This window comes from Streptomyces sp. x-19 (assembly GCF_046549115.1).
In the GTDB taxonomy this organism is placed as follows: Bacteria; Actinomycetota; Actinomycetes; order Streptomycetales; family Streptomycetaceae; genus Streptomyces; species Streptomyces albulus_C.
In genome coordinates this window covers 366,863-380,652 of record NZ_JAJPWK010000001.1, presented here as the reverse complement: position 1 = coordinate 380,652, position 13,790 = coordinate 366,863, and the positions used below count along the sequence as shown (strand labels likewise).

General features: G+C 72.2%; 14 protein-coding genes. 12 read left to right on the top strand and 2 right to left on the bottom strand.

The annotated features are described in order from the left end of the window. Positions 1-4: 4 nt before the first annotated feature. From ACLJT4_RS01860 to ACLJT4_RS01830, 7 genes are all read left to right on the top strand, one after another. The gene (locus ACLJT4_RS01860; RefSeq protein WP_411120672.1) at positions 5-898 is read left to right on the top strand and encodes a DUF5936 domain-containing protein; all 894 of its coding nucleotides are present in this window, start codon (positions 5-7) and stop codon (positions 896-898) included. Positions 899-1,335: 437 nt separating this feature from the next. Further along, entirely contained in the window at positions 1,336-1,500 is a 165-nt protein-coding gene (locus tag ACLJT4_RS01855; RefSeq protein ID WP_016573405.1) for a hypothetical protein, read from the top strand. 17 nt (positions 1,501-1,517) lie between these two features. Beyond that, positions 1,518-2,192: a pilus assembly protein TadG-related protein gene (locus ACLJT4_RS01850; RefSeq protein WP_411120671.1), complete on the top strand. Its 675-nt coding sequence runs from the start codon at positions 1,518-1,520 to the stop codon at positions 2,190-2,192. A gap of 100 nt (positions 2,193-2,292) precedes the next feature. Then, positions 2,293-2,883: a hypothetical protein gene (locus tag ACLJT4_RS01845; protein ID WP_038521498.1), complete on the top strand. Its 591-nt coding sequence runs from the start codon at positions 2,293-2,295 to the stop codon at positions 2,881-2,883. A gap of 8 nt (positions 2,884-2,891) precedes the next feature. Then, a complete protein-coding gene (locus ACLJT4_RS01840; protein WP_411120670.1) occupies positions 2,892-3,494 on the top strand; it encodes an OmpA family protein in 603 nt (200 codons plus the stop codon). A gap of 61 nt (positions 3,495-3,555) precedes the next feature. Further along, positions 3,556-4,140 (top strand): TetR/AcrR family transcriptional regulator, encoded by a 585-nt coding sequence (locus ACLJT4_RS01835; protein ID WP_411120669.1) that lies wholly within the window; start codon positions 3,556-3,558, stop codon positions 4,138-4,140. Between the two features lie 142 nt (positions 4,141-4,282). Then, complete coding sequence (locus tag ACLJT4_RS01830; RefSeq protein WP_411120668.1) at positions 4,283-5,503, top strand: Cmx/CmrA family chloramphenicol efflux MFS transporter; 1,221 nt, start codon at positions 4,283-4,285, stop codon at positions 5,501-5,503. A 32-nt stretch (positions 5,504-5,535) separates the two neighbouring features. On the opposite strand, the gene ACLJT4_RS01825 is transcribed toward ACLJT4_RS01830, so the two are convergent. Beyond that, the gene (locus tag ACLJT4_RS01825; RefSeq protein WP_037633098.1) at positions 5,536-5,880 is read right to left on the bottom strand and encodes a DUF192 domain-containing protein; all 345 of its coding nucleotides are present in this window, start codon (positions 5,878-5,880) and stop codon (positions 5,536-5,538) included. A 40-nt stretch (positions 5,881-5,920) separates the two neighbouring features. Between ACLJT4_RS01825 and ACLJT4_RS01820 the strand changes: the two genes are divergently transcribed. After that, the gene (locus ACLJT4_RS01820; protein WP_411120667.1) at positions 5,921-6,658 is read left to right on the top strand and encodes a prepilin peptidase; all 738 of its coding nucleotides are present in this window, start codon (positions 5,921-5,923) and stop codon (positions 6,656-6,658) included. A 225-nt stretch (positions 6,659-6,883) separates the two neighbouring features. On the opposite strand, the gene mgrA is transcribed toward ACLJT4_RS01820, so the two are convergent. Beyond that, positions 6,884-7,918, bottom strand: coding sequence for an L-glyceraldehyde 3-phosphate reductase (gene mgrA / locus ACLJT4_RS01815; RefSeq protein ID WP_411120666.1), 1,035 nt, complete (start codon positions 7,916-7,918; stop codon positions 6,884-6,886). Positions 7,919-8,057: 139 nt separating this feature from the next. On the opposite strand from mgrA, the gene ACLJT4_RS01810 reads away from it, so the two are divergent. The 4 genes from ACLJT4_RS01810 (at position 8,058) to ACLJT4_RS01795 (ending at position 13,720) form a co-directional block, all read left to right on the top strand. Further along, the gene (locus ACLJT4_RS01810) at positions 8,058-8,837 is read left to right on the top strand and encodes an isoprenyl transferase (protein WP_016570306.1); all 780 of its coding nucleotides are present in this window, start codon (positions 8,058-8,060) and stop codon (positions 8,835-8,837) included. 624 nt (positions 8,838-9,461) lie between these two features. Further along, positions 9,462-10,799 (top strand): PhoH family protein, encoded by a 1,338-nt coding sequence (locus tag ACLJT4_RS01805; RefSeq protein WP_016570305.1) that lies wholly within the window; start codon positions 9,462-9,464, stop codon positions 10,797-10,799. Between the two features lie 409 nt (positions 10,800-11,208). Next, complete coding sequence (locus tag ACLJT4_RS01800; RefSeq protein WP_411120665.1) at positions 11,209-11,904, top strand: transglycosylase SLT domain-containing protein; 696 nt, start codon at positions 11,209-11,211, stop codon at positions 11,902-11,904. A 136-nt stretch (positions 11,905-12,040) separates the two neighbouring features. Then, a complete protein-coding gene (locus tag ACLJT4_RS01795; protein WP_411120664.1) occupies positions 12,041-13,720 on the top strand; it encodes an AI-2E family transporter in 1,680 nt (559 codons plus the stop codon). Positions 13,721-13,790: the final 70 nt, after the last annotated feature.

Sequence of the window (13,790 nt, the reverse complement as noted above, 5' to 3'; positions counted from 1 at the left end):
ACTGATGGCAATCGGAATCGCGCTGGCCCTCGCCCTGGCCCTGTCGGTCGCCGGCGTCTGCTGCGGGATCGCGCTCTACCGCCGCGAGGCCCGGCTGCCGCCCGACCTCGCGCTGTCCCTGGAGGTCGGCGCGAGCCGGGCCACCGTCGTCGGCTCGGCCGTGGACCGCACCGGCATGCGCTACGCCCCGCTCGTCCTGCGGCTGATGGGCGAGAAGCGGGTGTCCCGGATCCGCCGCCGGATCGACCTGGCCGGCAACCCCGGCGGGCTCACCGTCGACCGCTACGCCGCCCGCCGCGCGGTCTACGGCGCGCTGGGGTTCTTCGGCGCGCTGGTGATGTTCCTGAAGGGGCAACCCCTCCTGGGCGTCCTCATGGTGCTGTTCGGCCTCTTCTGGACCGAGGTGGGCATCTGGGCGGCCATCCGGCAGCGCAAGGACACCATCGAGCGCACGCTTCCGGACTTTCTCGACGTGCTGGCGGTCGTGGTGAGCGCCGGCCTGAGTTTCCGGCAGGCGCTGGACCGGGTCGCCGAGAAGTACGAGGGCCCCTGGGCCGACGAACTGCGCATCACCCTGCGCCAGATGGACATGGGCGTCAGCCGCCGCGCCGCCTTCGAGGAGCTGCGAAAACGCAACGACTCCGAGCAGGTCGCGCAGTTCGTCACCGCCCTCCAGCAGGGCGAGGAACTCGGTTCGCCGATCGTCGAGACGCTCATCCAGATCGCCAACGACATGCGCCGCACGGACGCCCAGAACGCCCGGCGACGGGCGGCCCGCGCGGTCCCCAAGGCCACCATGGTCGTCACCACGTTCATGGTCCCGGCCACGATGATCCTGCTCATCGCCGGTTTCTTCCTCGGCTCGGGCACCGACTTCGGCTCCCTGATGAACAAGTGAGCCGCCACGCCCCTGAACCCGCGCACCGTCCTTGCGGATGCACATCGCCGTCGCGGCCGGATGAGACCGGTGCGCACTGCGCGTTCCCGTCAAACTCTTCGCAGGCGCAACGAGTTGTGCCACAGTGGTGGCGCCGTTCGGCCGGCGCACACCGCGGTGCGTGCGACGAACGGGCCGCATGGGCAGCAAGGCCGCGACGACGGGCGGCGCTCCGGGGGATTCCGGAGGGGGAGCGGGGGTGGCTGAGGTGGCGCACGGTGGCCAAAACGTGATGCCCGTTCCCTCGTTGGTGGTTTCGAACGAGGGGCAGGTTCGGAACCTCTGTTCCGGGAGCGCCGTTCCGGCGTACTTTTCTCGTGTCATGCGCGCGGACGAGCGCACCACGGGGACTCACCGGCCGGACCAGAGCGGGACGGCGGCCCATGGAGGGGTGGACGATGGCGAAGCGGATCGTACGGAACGACCGGGGACAGACCTCGATCGAGTACCTCGGCATCATCGCGGTGGTCGTGGCGATCGTCCTGGTCCTGTCGACCACCGACTTCGGCAGTCAGATCGCCAACGCCATCGCCAACAAGATCTCCGACGTCGTCGGGATCTAGCCCCCGACGCTCCGCCCGTGCCGGCCACCTCCGTCACGCGCCGCCACCGGCGCGACGCCGGGCAGACCCTGCCGATCTACGTCGTCGCGATCGGGGGCCTGCTCTTCCTCGCGCTCGCCTTCTTCGCCGTGGGCCAGGCGGCGGCGACCCGCAACGGCGCCCAGACCGCCGCGGACGCCGCCGCGCTCGCCGCCGGCCAGAAGTACCGCGACGACCTGCGCAAGGGCTTCCTCGACGAGCTCCGCGGCGGCGGCGCGGCCGACCCGGTGGCCTGGGAAGAGCTCCTCAACGGCCGCGGCGTCCCCTCCGGCGCGGCCTGCGAGAACGCCGGTTGGTTCGCCGGCCGCAACGACGCCGCGGTGTCGTCCTGCACGCCGGACTCCTGGCCGACGTCGTTCGCCGTCACCGTCAAGACCCGGCACGCGGTGGGCGATTCGGTGATCCCGGGCACCGGGAACACCCACGCCGAGGCCGAGGCGAAGGCGGTCGTCGCCCCCCGCTGCACCGTCGGACCGCCCGCCGGCGGCCCCACCGCCGGGCCCGCCCCGTCCCCCGGCGGCAAGGACGGCCCGGCCCCCGCGCCCGCCCCCCGCACCCTCACCTGCGACGGCAAGGGCTGGACGCTCGACCCCGACCGCCCCCAGGACCTCCCCACGGCCGCCGACCTGTTCTCCGTACGCCTGGCCCGGTGACCACCGCCCCGCCCGTGCCCCCACCACCCACTGCCCCGGGATCCCGCCGCCCATGACCCCCCACCGACCTCCCGACCGCACTGAGCGAAGGAACGCATCCATGAGCATTCGGCGCACCACGAAGGCCGCCAGGGGAGCGGTCGCCACGGCGAGCGCGGTCGGCCTGGCCCTCCTCGTGGCCGGCTGCGGTGGGGGCGGCGACGGCGGCGACGCGCCCGGCAAGGACGGCCGGAAGCCGGCCGCCCACAGCGCCACCCCCGACGGCGGCGGTGCCGGTTCCCCCGCGGCCGACGCCGACAAGGTGATCGGCGAGATGAAGGGCCCGGACGGCGTCGTGGTCACCCTGAACTCCGCGGTCCGCGACTCCGGTGGCTTCGTCACCGTCGAGGGCACCGTCACCAACCACGGCACCCGCGCCTTCAACGCCATCGACTGGCGCTCCAACGAGACCGAGCTGAAGTCGCGTTCGTCGATCTCCGGCGCCACCCTGGTCGACAAACTGGGCAAGAAGCGCTACCTGGTGCTCCGCGACACCAACGGCGAGTGTCTGTGCACGACGGGCCTGAGTGGACTGCTGCCGGGGCAGAGCCGGCCCATCTTCGCGCAGTTCCCGGCGCCACCCGCGAAGGTGACCGAGGTCGACTTCCAACTGCCGACGCTGCCGCCGGCCACCCTCAAGATCACCGACTGAGCCCCGCGATGACCGCCTCCCGCACGGCCCTCACGGCCACCGCCGCGCTCCTGTTGACCGTCGCCCTGACCGTCCCCGCCGCCCACGCCGACCCGCCGGGCATCACGGAGGACACCACCGCGCCGGTGCACATCGACCCCACCAACCCCAACCTGCGGATGGTCCAGGGCGCCAAGCTCGCCCCGCCCAAGGTCCTCAACATCAAGTCCATCGTGGAGTCCGACGACGGCTCCGAGCGCCGGCAGGACACCAACGACAACATCACCTTCGCGCTCCAGGCCGAGGTCCTCTTCAGCAAGGACAGCGCCGAACTGTCGACCGACGCGCTGGCCCGGATCAGTGCCATCGCCGACGAGGTCCGCCAGCGGCACGCCACCAACCTGCGGGTGTTCGGCTTCACCGACAACCTCGGCTCCGCCGCGCACGGGCTGGTCCTCTCCAAGCAGCGGGCCAACGCCGTGCAACGCGAACTCGCCGTCGACCTCGGCTCCTCGGTCACCTTCCAGATCCGCGGCTACGGCGAGCAGTACCCGATCGCCGACAACAGCACCGAGGCCGGCCGCCGGAAGAACCGCCGGGTCGAGGTGAGCTTCCCGCGCGGCGGCGGATAGTCCCGGACCGCCACCCGGCCCGTATTGGACTGATCGATCCAATAGGTGTTAGCGTTCCCTCATGGCCCGACCCAGGAAGTTCGAAGAGGAACGGGCGGTCGACGCCGCGATGCAGGCGTTCTGGGCCGCCGGCTACGAAGCCACGTCCACCCAGGACCTGTGCGACGCCACCGGCCTGGGGCGCAGCAGCATCTACAACGCCTTCACGAGCAAGCACGACCTCTTCGAGCGCGCCCTGGCCCGCTACATGGAGCACAAGAACGGCGAGCTGGCCGAACTCCTCGACGACGACGCCCGCACCGCCCGCCAGAAGCTCCGCGCCGTCCTCCAGCGGATCATCGACGAGGAGTTCACCCGCTACCCCGACGGTCGCGGCTGTCTCGTCGTCAACACCGCCATCGAGGTCTCGTCCCACGACGCCTCGGTGGCCGCGACCCTGGAGCGGGACTACGGCGTGCGCCTGGAGATGCTCCGCGCCGTGATCGAGTCCGGACAGCGTGACGGCCACATCGCCGCCGACCGGGACTCCCGCACCCTCGCCCACCTCCTCATCGCCGCGGTCGGCGGCATCCGCGTCTCGGCCCGCGCCGGCGTCGACCGGCCGACCCTGGAGGGCGTCGCCGACGCGACCCTGGCGGCCTTCTAGGTCACCCCGCGGCCCGCGCCGTACCGGCATTCACCCCTGGCCGCCCCCTGTCCCAGTTTTGAACTGGTCAATCCAAAACGGTCCGCGGCGCCGCGCCGCCCCGCCCGTTCACCCACCCACCGCTCCGACCCGAGAAGGAACCATGCCCCCAGCCGTCCACCTCCTCGGCCTGGCGATCTTCGCCCAGGGCACCTCCGAGTTCATGCTCTCCGGCCTCCTGCCCAACGTCGCCGCCGACCTCGGGGTCTCCCTCCCCGACGCCGGCCTCCTGGTCTCCGCCTTCGCCGTCGGCATGGTCCTCGGCGCCCCCGTGCTCGCCGTCGCCACCCTCCGGATCCCCCGGCGCACCGCGCTCGTCGCCTTCCAACTCGCCTTCGTCGTCGGCCACGTCGTCGGCGCCCTGGCCCCCGGATACGGAGTCCTCTTCGCCACCCGCATCCTCAGCGCCGTCGCCTACGCCGGCTTCTGGTCGGTGGCCGCCGCGACCGCGGTGGCCCTGGTGCCGCCGCAGGCCAAGGGCAAGGCGCTCGCCGTCGTCGGCACGGGCCTCACCCTCGCCACCGTCGTGGGTGTGCCCGCCGGAACGGTGCTGAGCCAACACGCCGGCTGGCGCACGGCGTTCTGGGCCGTGGCCGGCCTCACCGTGCTCAGCGCCCTCTCCCTCCTCATCGCCCTCCCGGCTCCCCGGCAGGCGCCCACACCCACCCGACGTCCGTCCATACGAGGCGAGTTGGCGGCCATGACGCGCCCCCGGCTCTGGCTCTCCTACCTCATCACCGCACTGACCTTCGGCGCCGGCGTCGTCACCTTCAGCTACCTCGCGCCCCTCCTGACCGAGGTGACCGGACTCCCCGCCGGCTGGGTCCCCGCGGTGCTCTCGCTCTACGGCGTCGGCGGCCTGATCGGCGTCACCGTCGGCGGCCGCTTCGCCGACACCGCGCCGCTGCGCACCCTCGCCCTCGGCATCGCCGTGCTCACCCTCGCCTCCGCAGCCCTGGCTCGAACCGCCACCCAACTGCCCGCCACCCTCGCCCTGGTCCTCGTCCTCGGTTGCGCCTCCTACGTCACCAACCCGGTCCTGCAGTCCCGGGTCTTCCGCCTCGCGCCCGAAGCCCCCACCCTGGTGCCCGCGGTCAACACGTCGGCCTTCAACGTCGGCATCACCCTCACCCCCGCGCTCGGCGGACTCGCCCTCGACGCCGGCCTCGGCTTCCCCGCCGTCGCGTGGGTCGGCGCCGCCACCGGCCTCCTGGGCCTCGCCGCCACGCTCTGGGCCGCCGCCCTCCAACGCCGCGACCACCCCGCCCCGCCGACCGTCCCCACCCGCACCCCGGTCGCCGCCACCGCCCCCACGGACGGCTGAACCCCGCCACGCCCCGGAACCCGGCGGCTCCGCTACCGCACCCGCACCCGCACCCCGCGGCGCACGCCCCACCGGGCCAGCTCCCCGGCCTCCGCCTCCAGCACGTGCCGGGCCCGCAGCCGCGGCCGCCCCAGCCGCCCCGGCCGCATGGTGCGGACGTCCAGCACGGTCAAGTCCCGGCTCAGATAGGCGACATCGATCGCGAACCGCATCCCGAACGTGTGCACCCCGCTCGCCGGGGTCAGCAACAACGCCCCCACGATCCCGTCCCGGCCCAACAGCCCCCGGGTCCGCGCCCGGTAGGACGCCGCGACCTCCACCGGAACCTCGACGTCCGCGCCCTGGAGCACACCCCGCCCATCCGCCCAACTCCCCATGCCCGCCGTTGTATCAACCACCGCGCTCTAGGGTCGAGAGGTGTCCGTCACGCTGATCGCCCTCGCCGCCGCCTACGGGGCCGTCGCCGGCCTGTTCCTGCCGCGGCCCGCGCACCGGTTCGCCGTGCCGCCCGAGGAGGAGTGGCGCGGGCACTGCCCCGACGGCCACCCGCTCACCGGACCGGGCCGCGGCTGGCTGGGCCGCGCCCGCTGCCCGACCTGCGGGACGTCCTACGGACCGGCCGCCGGGCCGGCCGCAACGGCCACCGCACTGGCCTGCGCGGCGCTGGCCGCCGCCACCGGAGCCCGTCCGGAGCTCGCCGTCTGGCTGCTCGGGGCGCCCGTGGCGGTGCTCCTGACCCTCGTCGACCGGCGGGTGCAGCGCCTCCCCGACGCCCTGACCCTGCCCCTGGCCGCCGGCACGGCCGCGGCCCTCGGTGCCGTCGGCTGGCTCACCGGCGCGCCGGCCGACGCCCTGCGCGCCCTCCTCGCCGGCCCGGCCCTCGCCGGCTGCTACCTGCTCCTGTCCCTCCTCAACCCCTCGGGCCTCGGTCTCGGGGACGTCAAGCTGGCGCTCGGCCTCGGGGTCGCCCTTGGGTGGTACGGCTGGCCCACCCTGGTCACCGGGGGCGCGGCCGGCGTGCTCCTCGCCGCGCTCTACGCCACGTACCTGCTGGTGACCCGCCGCGCGGGCCGCAAGGCGACCATGCCGCTGGGCCCGTTCATGATCGTCGGGGCCCTCTGCGGCCTGCTGCTGGGCGCCACCGCACCCCCCTGACCCCGCCCGCCACCGCCCCGAGCCACGCCGGTCACCCCGCGGTGCACCGAGCACTCCCCGCACGGGGTTATGGTGGAAGCCCCCCCTCGGGCCGGTCCGTATCCCCCCCCACGGACCGGCCCGCTTTTCGTTTCCCCCCGCCCCGCTCCTGCCCGGCAGCCGCCGAAAAAGCCGCTGACCAGCAGGAACGTCGTACGGGTCGGCTGCGGCCCGCGGGCCCTCAGCTCAGCGCCGGGCCCAGATGTTCACGCCCTCCGTGGTCCGGGCGAACTCGTCGATCTGGGCCAGCTCCGCATCGGAGAGCGCGGGGGCACCCAGCGCCGCGACATTGGCCTCCAACTGGGCGACGCTGCTGGCGCCGATCAGTGCGGAGGTCATCCGCGGATCCCGCAGCACCCAGTTCAACGCGAGCTGCGCCAGCGACTGGCCGCGCCGGGCGGCGATCTCGTGGAGCCCGCGCAGGCGGCGGACGACCTCGTCGGTGAGGAGGTTCGGGTCCAGGGACTTGCCCTGCGCGGCGCGCGAGCCGTCGGGGACGCCGTGGAGGTACTTGTCGGTGAGCATGCCCTGGGCCAGCGGGGCGAAGGAGATGCAGCCCATGTCGGCCTCGTCCAGCGCGTCCAGCAGCCCGTCGTCCTCGATCCAGCGGTTGATCATCGAGTACGAGGGCTGGTGGATCAGCGGGCGCACGCCCATCTCGCGCAGGATGCGGACCGCCTCCCGGGTCTGCTCCGCGTTGTAGGAGGAGACCCCGACGTACAGGGCCTTGCCCTGCTGGACGGCGGACGCCAGCGCGCCCATCGTCTCCTCCAGCGGGGTGTCCGGATCGAAGCGGTGCGAGTAGAAGATATCGACGTAATCCACGCCCATCCGCTTCAGCGAGGCGTCCAGCGAGGAGAGCAGGTATTTCCGGGAGCCCCATTCGCCGTAAGGGCCGGGGTGCATCAGATATCCGGCTTTTGTCGAGAGAATGATCTCGTCGCGGTAGCCGCGGAAGTCCTGCGCGAAGATCTTTCCGAAGTTCAGCTCGGCGGACCCGGGCGGCGGCCCGTAGTTGTTGGCCAGGTCGAAGTGGGTGATGCCCAGGTCGAAGGCGCGGCGCAGAATGGCCCGCTGCGAGCCGAGGGTGCGATCGTCCCCGAAGTTGTGCCAGAGTCCGAGGGAGATGGCGGGGAGTTTGAGGCCGCTGCGGCCGGTACGCCGGTACTCCATGGAGGCATAGCGTGAATCCGCGGCGCGGTAGTCGGTGCCAGTGGTCATGCTCCTCTCCCTATCACGGACTTGTGACGTACCTGATTGGGCTGTCGAGACAGCCGAGAAGTAAAGTTGCCCCCTTAGGCGACGGGGCGATGGCCATCGGCACGGAGGGGCTGGACCACACATGCTGCGATCTTCCGGGATGCGCATCCCGTATCCGCCGGCACTGCGCGATCTCGTCTACCGGCTGTACGCCCGTCGGGTGGAGGGCCGGCTGGACCACACCCAGGTGCCCAAGCACATCGGCGTCATCCTCGACGGCAACCGGCGCTGGGCCCGGGCCGACGGGCTGTCGGCCGAGCAGGGCCACCTGGCCGGTGCCGCCAAGATCGACGAGCTGCTGGGCTGGTGCGCGGAGACCGATGTGGAGGTCGTCACGCTCTGGCTGCTGTCCACGGACAACCTCGACCGGCCGGCGGACGAGCTGACCCCGCTGCTGGGGATCATCGAGAACACCGTGCGCAACCTGGCCGCGGACGGCCGTTGGCGGGTGCACCACGTCGGCAACCGCGACCTGCTGCCCGACGAGACCCAGCGGGTCCTCAAGCAGGCCGAGCAGGACACCCTCGACAACAAGGGCGTCCTGGTGAACGTCGCGGTCGGCTACGGCGGCCGCCAGGAGATCGCGGACGCGGTCCGCTCGCTGCTGCTGGAGCACGCCGAGCGCGGCACGAGCTTCGAGGAGCTGGCCGAGATCGTCGACATCGACCTGATCTCGGAGCACCTCTACACCCGCGGCCAGCCCGACCCGGACCTGGTGATCCGCACCAGCGGCGAGCAGCGGCTGTCGGGCTTCATGCTCTGGCAGAGCGCCCATTCGGAGTACTACTTCTGCGAGGTCTTCTGGCCGGCGTTCCGGAAGGTCGACTTCCTGCGGGCCCTGCGCGACTACGCGGCCCGGCACCGGCGCTTCGGCTTCTAGGGCGGGTCGGCGGGTCGGCGTGTCGGTGTGTTCTAGGCCCCGCCTCCAAGGGGCGGAACCCGGGCCGGGGGCCGCCCCGACACTCCGACAGATGACTTTCAGCCACGCCGTAGCGTGTGATCCGGCCAACTTTGACGGGTGCGTTCCGGTCACGGCGCGCCGTGTGGACCGCGGGCGCCACCGGGGTTCGCGCCTCCGGGGCGCATGCTCCGCGGGCTGACGGCGCTTCTCCTGACGCCCCTTCCGGCGCCCCTGGGCCCGGGGCGCTTCCGGGCGCCCCACCTGCGCCCCGTGGCTGCTTCGCCCGCCTTTCCGCCGGTCAGCGGGCACCTGTAACCAAAGGTTCATCGAGCGTGTGTCATATGCCGTGGCATGGGCGCGGGGGTTGAAGGGAATATCCCTGGCAGGTCGGTGCCCGGAACAAACAAGCCAGTGGGCACCGGATCTCAGTGGACGGCATGGGGCCGTCCGCCCGGGAGGCCCTTTGCGCATCACGGACGCTCGTGCCTTGAGCACGGACGACGCGGAGGGCCGGCGTTCGGCCCGCGCAGCGTGGCCAGAACCCGGTCCTGTCCCCGGCGACGTCGTCGCACCCCAACCTCATCCGAGGGGGTTCGTCCACCCGTGGTGAACAGCAAGAAGCGCCGTGAGAGCGACCGGCGCACCTATGTCCTCGACACCAGCGTCCTGCTGGCGGATCCGGCCGCCATGTCCCGCTTCGACGAACACGAAGTGGTGCTGCCGGTCGTCGTGGTCACGGAGTTGGAGGCCAAGCGGCACCATCCCGAACTCGGGTACTTCGCGCGGCAGGCGCTGCGCCGGCTGGACGAGTACCGGGTGCAGTACGGGCGGTTGGACGCCCCCATCCCCATCGGGGAGCTGGGTGGGACCCTCCGGGTCGAGCTCAACCACTCCGACCCCGGACTGCTGCCCGCCGCCTTCCTCAACGGACACAGTCGACCGGGCGACAACGACTCGCGGATCCTCGCGGTCGCCCGCAACCTCCAGGCCGAGGGGTTCGACGTCACCGTCGTCTCCAAGGACCTGCCGATGCGCATCAAGGCGTCCGCGGTGGGGCTGCTGGCCGAGGAGTACCGCGCCGAGCTGGCGATCACCGACTCCGGTTGGACCGGCATGGCCGAACTCGCCCTCTCCGCCGAGCAGGTGGACGATCTGTTCGCCGTGGAGACCGCCCACGTCCCGGGCGCGGAGGAGTTCCCGGTGCACACCGGGCTCGTCCTGCAGTCCGAGCGCGGCAAGGCCCTCGGCCGGGTCACCCCGGAGGGGGCGGTCCGGCTGGTGCGCGGCGACCGGGAGGCGTTCGGGATCCACGGCCGCAGTGCCGAGCAGCGGATCGCGCTGGACCTCCTGCTCGACCCGGAGGTCGGCATCGTGTCGATGGGTGGTCGGGCCGGCACCGGCAAGTCGGCGCTGGCCCTGTGCGCCGGACTGGAGGCGGTGCTGGAACGCCGTCAGCACAGCAAGGTGATGGTGTTCCGGCCGCTGTACGCGGTCGGCGGGCAGGAACTGGGGTACCTGCCGGGCACCGAGGCGGAGAAGATGAGCCCCTGGGCCCAGGCCGTCTTCGACACGCTGTCCGCGGTGACCACCAAGGACGTCATCGAAGAGGTGGTCGCCCGCGGGATGCTGGAGGTGCTGCCGCTGACCCACATCCGGGGCCGGTCGCTGCACGACGCGTTCGTGATCGTGGACGAGGCCCAGTCGCTGGAGCGGAACGTCCTGTTGACCGTGCTGTCCCGGATCGGCGCCAACTCCCGGGTCGTGCTGACGCACGACGTCGCCCAGCGCGACAACCTCCGCGTCGGGCGGTACGACGGAGTCGTCGCCGTCGTGGAGAAGCTGAAGGGGCATCCGCTCTTCGCGCACGTGACCCTGAACCGTTCGGAGCGGTCGCCGATCGCCGCACTGGTGACCGAAATGCTGGAGGACGACAGGATCTGACCGGTTGTGGAACGGTACGCCGCCCGGAAGAGCGAAGGAGCTTAGCCGGGCGGCGTTCGCGTGCGCTCGAATATCCGGAAATTCCGGGGGGTAAACGAGGTGTGAGCTTTCACACCCGGTAGGGAATTGCTTCCCGGTAGCCCGTTCGGGCAAAGTCTGGGTCCTGTCAGGCCCCGCATACGGCCCAGACGCACCCTCCAGGGTGTATGGACGACCCGAACTTCATAGCGAGTTGCCGTATGCCGCCCGAGCACCACGCGGACCCCCGAGGGGGTCGCACCGGGCCCGTGCCTCCCGTGACCAGCCGGTGCCCACCGCTCAACAGGTGCCGGAACAAGGGGAGGCCAGCGCCAGGGGCACGATTGCGTCCGCGAGGTCACCTAAGCGGGCGATGCTGGAAGGAAAACGTGTGAGCCGGATCTCGGTCCGGGGATTCGCAGTGGCCTCCGCCACCGCGGTCACCACCGTCGGCGCCGTCGTCGGCGTCGCATCGGGCAGCCAGGCATCGGTGGGCAACACCGAGGCCACGGCGGCCGACGCGACCATTGCCGACATCCCCGCGGGCCAGCAGGCCCAGGTGCAGACTGCGTCGCTGACGCAGCAGGCAGACACCGCGTCCACCCAGGCGGACACGGCGGCGCTGAAGTCCGCACAGGAGTCGGCTCGCAAGGCAGCCGCTGAGACCGCGCAGAGCAAGAAGGACGCGGCCGACAAGGCGAAGGCCGACAAGGAGGCCAAGGACCGCGAGAAGGCGCTGGCCGTCTCCCGCTCGGCCGTCCGGGACGCCAGCGACTTCGTTTCCAAGGCCTCGTACAGCATCGCCGAGACGCAGTCGATGGCGCGCCAGATGATCGCGTCCGACCAGTTCCAGTGCTTCAGCAACATCGTGGACCACGAGTCCGGCTGGAACTACCGCGCCACCAACGCCTCTTCCGGCGCCTACGGCCTGGTCCAGGCTCTGCCCGGCTCCAAGATGTCCTCCGCGGGGTCCGACTGGCAGACCAACCCGGCCACCCAGATCAAGTGGGGCCTGAACTACATGAACAGCCGGTACGGCAGCCCCTGCGGTGCCTGGTCGTTCTGGCAGGCGAACAGCTGGTACTAGGCCGCTGCACGGCCCGAACCAGCCGTGTCACCGTGCTCCGAAACCCCCGAACGCGACGCGTTCGGGGGTTTCGCACGTCCGGCACGGGTAACGTCGGGGCGTCAGATGGCCGCAAGGGCGGGGAAGAGGAAGCGACATGTCCAGATTGCCTCAGTGGGTCGGTGGCCTAGGCGCCGGTCTGACCCGGCTCTCGCAGCGGCTGGAGGAGCAGCGCCGCCGTGCGGAGTCGGAGCTGGAGGCCACCTCTGACCGGAGCCCGGCGGCACCCGCCGACGCGTCCGACGACGGGCGGGCGCCGGGGCGCGCCGGGCGCGCCGCCGGCCCCGGCGGGTACGGCGTGCGGGTTCCGGCGAACGGGGCACCCGCGGAGGGCGTGCCGGCCGGCCGCACCGCGACGGTCGCCTGGGGGCCGGATGCCATGACCGCCGCGGACGCGGTGGACGCGGTGGACGCCGTGGCGACCGACACCGCCGATGCCGCCGATGCCGCCGATGCCGCCGATGCCGCCGACACCGCGGGCGTCGCGAACGGGGCGCCGCGGCGCCGGCCGGAGGCGCCGGCCGAGCCCGAGGCCGCACCGCAGGAGACGGCGCCGGCCCCCGCCGCCGTCCGGGCGCCCGAATCGGTGCCCGCGCCGCCGACCTACGCGCCGGCCGTCGCCGCCCGTCCGGATCCGGTGGCCGCGGTGCCCTGGGGCGTCCGGGTCGCGGCCGAGGCCGGTTGGCGACTGCTGGTGCTGGCCGGGACGTTGTGGGTGCTGGCGAAGGCGATCACCACCGTCTCGCTGGTGGTGCTGGCCTTCGTCGCGGCGCTGCTGATCACGGCGCTGCTCCAGCCCACCGTGGCCTGGCTGCGGCAGCGCAAAGTGCCGCGCGGGCCGGCGACCGCGCTGACCTTCATCGGCGGCTTCGTGGTGATGGGCCTGGTCGGCTGGTTCGTCGTGTGGCAGGTCCAGGACAACATCGACTCGGTGTCCAGCCGCATCCAGGAGGGCATCACCGAGCTGAAGGGCTGGCTGCTCAAGAGCCCGTTCCATGTGACCGAGAGTCAGATCAACCACATCGCCAAGAACCTCCAGGACGCGATCGGCGCCAACACCGAGGCGATCACCTCGGCCGGGTTGGAGGGCGTCACGGTCGTCCTGGAGGTGTTCACCGGCATCCTGCTGGCGATGTTCACCACGCTGTTCCTGCTCTACGACGGCCGGCGCATCTGGGAGTGGACGCTCAAGCTCGTGCCGGGCGCGGCCCGCGAGGGGGTGGCGGGCGCCGGCCCGCGCGCCTGGCGGACGCTGACCGCCTACATCCGCGGGACGGTCCTGGTCGCGTTGATCGACGCCATCTTCATCGGCATCGGGCTGTACTTCCTCGACGTGCCGCTGGCCGTCCCGCTCGCCGTCTTCATCTTCCTGTTCGCCTTCATCCCGCTGATCGGCGCGGTGGTCTCGGGCGCGCTGGCGTGCGTGGTCGCGCTGGTCACCCAGGGCGTCTTCACGGCGCTGCTGGTGCTGGCCGTGGTGCTGGCGGTGAACCAGATCGAGAGCCATGTGCTCCAGCCGTTCATCCTGGGCCGGGCGGTCCGGGTGCACCCGCTGGCGGTGATCCTGTCGGTCGCCGCGGGCAGCCTGATCGCCGGCATCGGCGGTGCGGTGGTGGCGGTTCCGCTGGTGGCGGTCACCAACACCGTCGTCGGCTACCTCCGCTCGTACTCCCGGGAGCAGGCGCTGCGGATGACGGTGCCGCCGCGCGGCGCGACCGCGATCGCGGTCGCGCCGACCCGGCCGCCGCGGCACCGCGAGTCGCCGACGGAGGAGTGACGCCGGGCGGTCCCGGCGGCGCCCACGCGCCGCAGGGACCGCCCGGCGAACGCCACGAACCCCCGCGGAC

Bases quoted from the DNA above. Each gene is read 5' to 3' on its own strand.
- ACLJT4_RS01860 (WP_411120672.1), top strand. From the start codon at position 5: ATGGCAATCGGAATCGCGCTGGCCCTCGCCCTGGCCCTGTCGGTCGCC.
- ACLJT4_RS01855 (WP_016573405.1), top strand. From the start codon at position 1,336: ATGGCGAAGCGGATCGTACGGAACGACCGGGGACAGACCTCGATCGAG.
- ACLJT4_RS01845 (WP_038521498.1), top strand. From the start codon at position 2,293: ATGAGCATTCGGCGCACCACGAAGGCCGCCAGGGGAGCGGTCGCCACG.
- ACLJT4_RS01840 (WP_411120670.1), top strand. From the start codon at position 2,892: ATGACCGCCTCCCGCACGGCCCTCACGGCCACCGCCGCGCTCCTGTTG.
- ACLJT4_RS01835 (WP_411120669.1), top strand. From the start codon at position 3,556: ATGGCCCGACCCAGGAAGTTCGAAGAGGAACGGGCGGTCGACGCCGCG.
- ACLJT4_RS01830 (WP_411120668.1), top strand. From the start codon at position 4,283: ATGCCCCCAGCCGTCCACCTCCTCGGCCTGGCGATCTTCGCCCAGGGC.
- ACLJT4_RS01825 (WP_037633098.1), bottom strand. From the start codon at position 5,880: ATGGGGAGTTGGGCGGATGGGCGGGGTGTGCTCCAGGGCGCGGACGTC.
- mgrA (WP_411120666.1), bottom strand. From the start codon at position 7,918: ATGACCACTGGCACCGACTACCGCGCCGCGGATTCACGCTATGCCTCC.
- ACLJT4_RS01810 (WP_016570306.1), top strand. From the start codon at position 8,058: ATGCGCATCCCGTATCCGCCGGCACTGCGCGATCTCGTCTACCGGCTG.
- ACLJT4_RS01795 (WP_411120664.1), top strand. From the start codon at position 12,041: ATGTCCAGATTGCCTCAGTGGGTCGGTGGCCTAGGCGCCGGTCTGACC.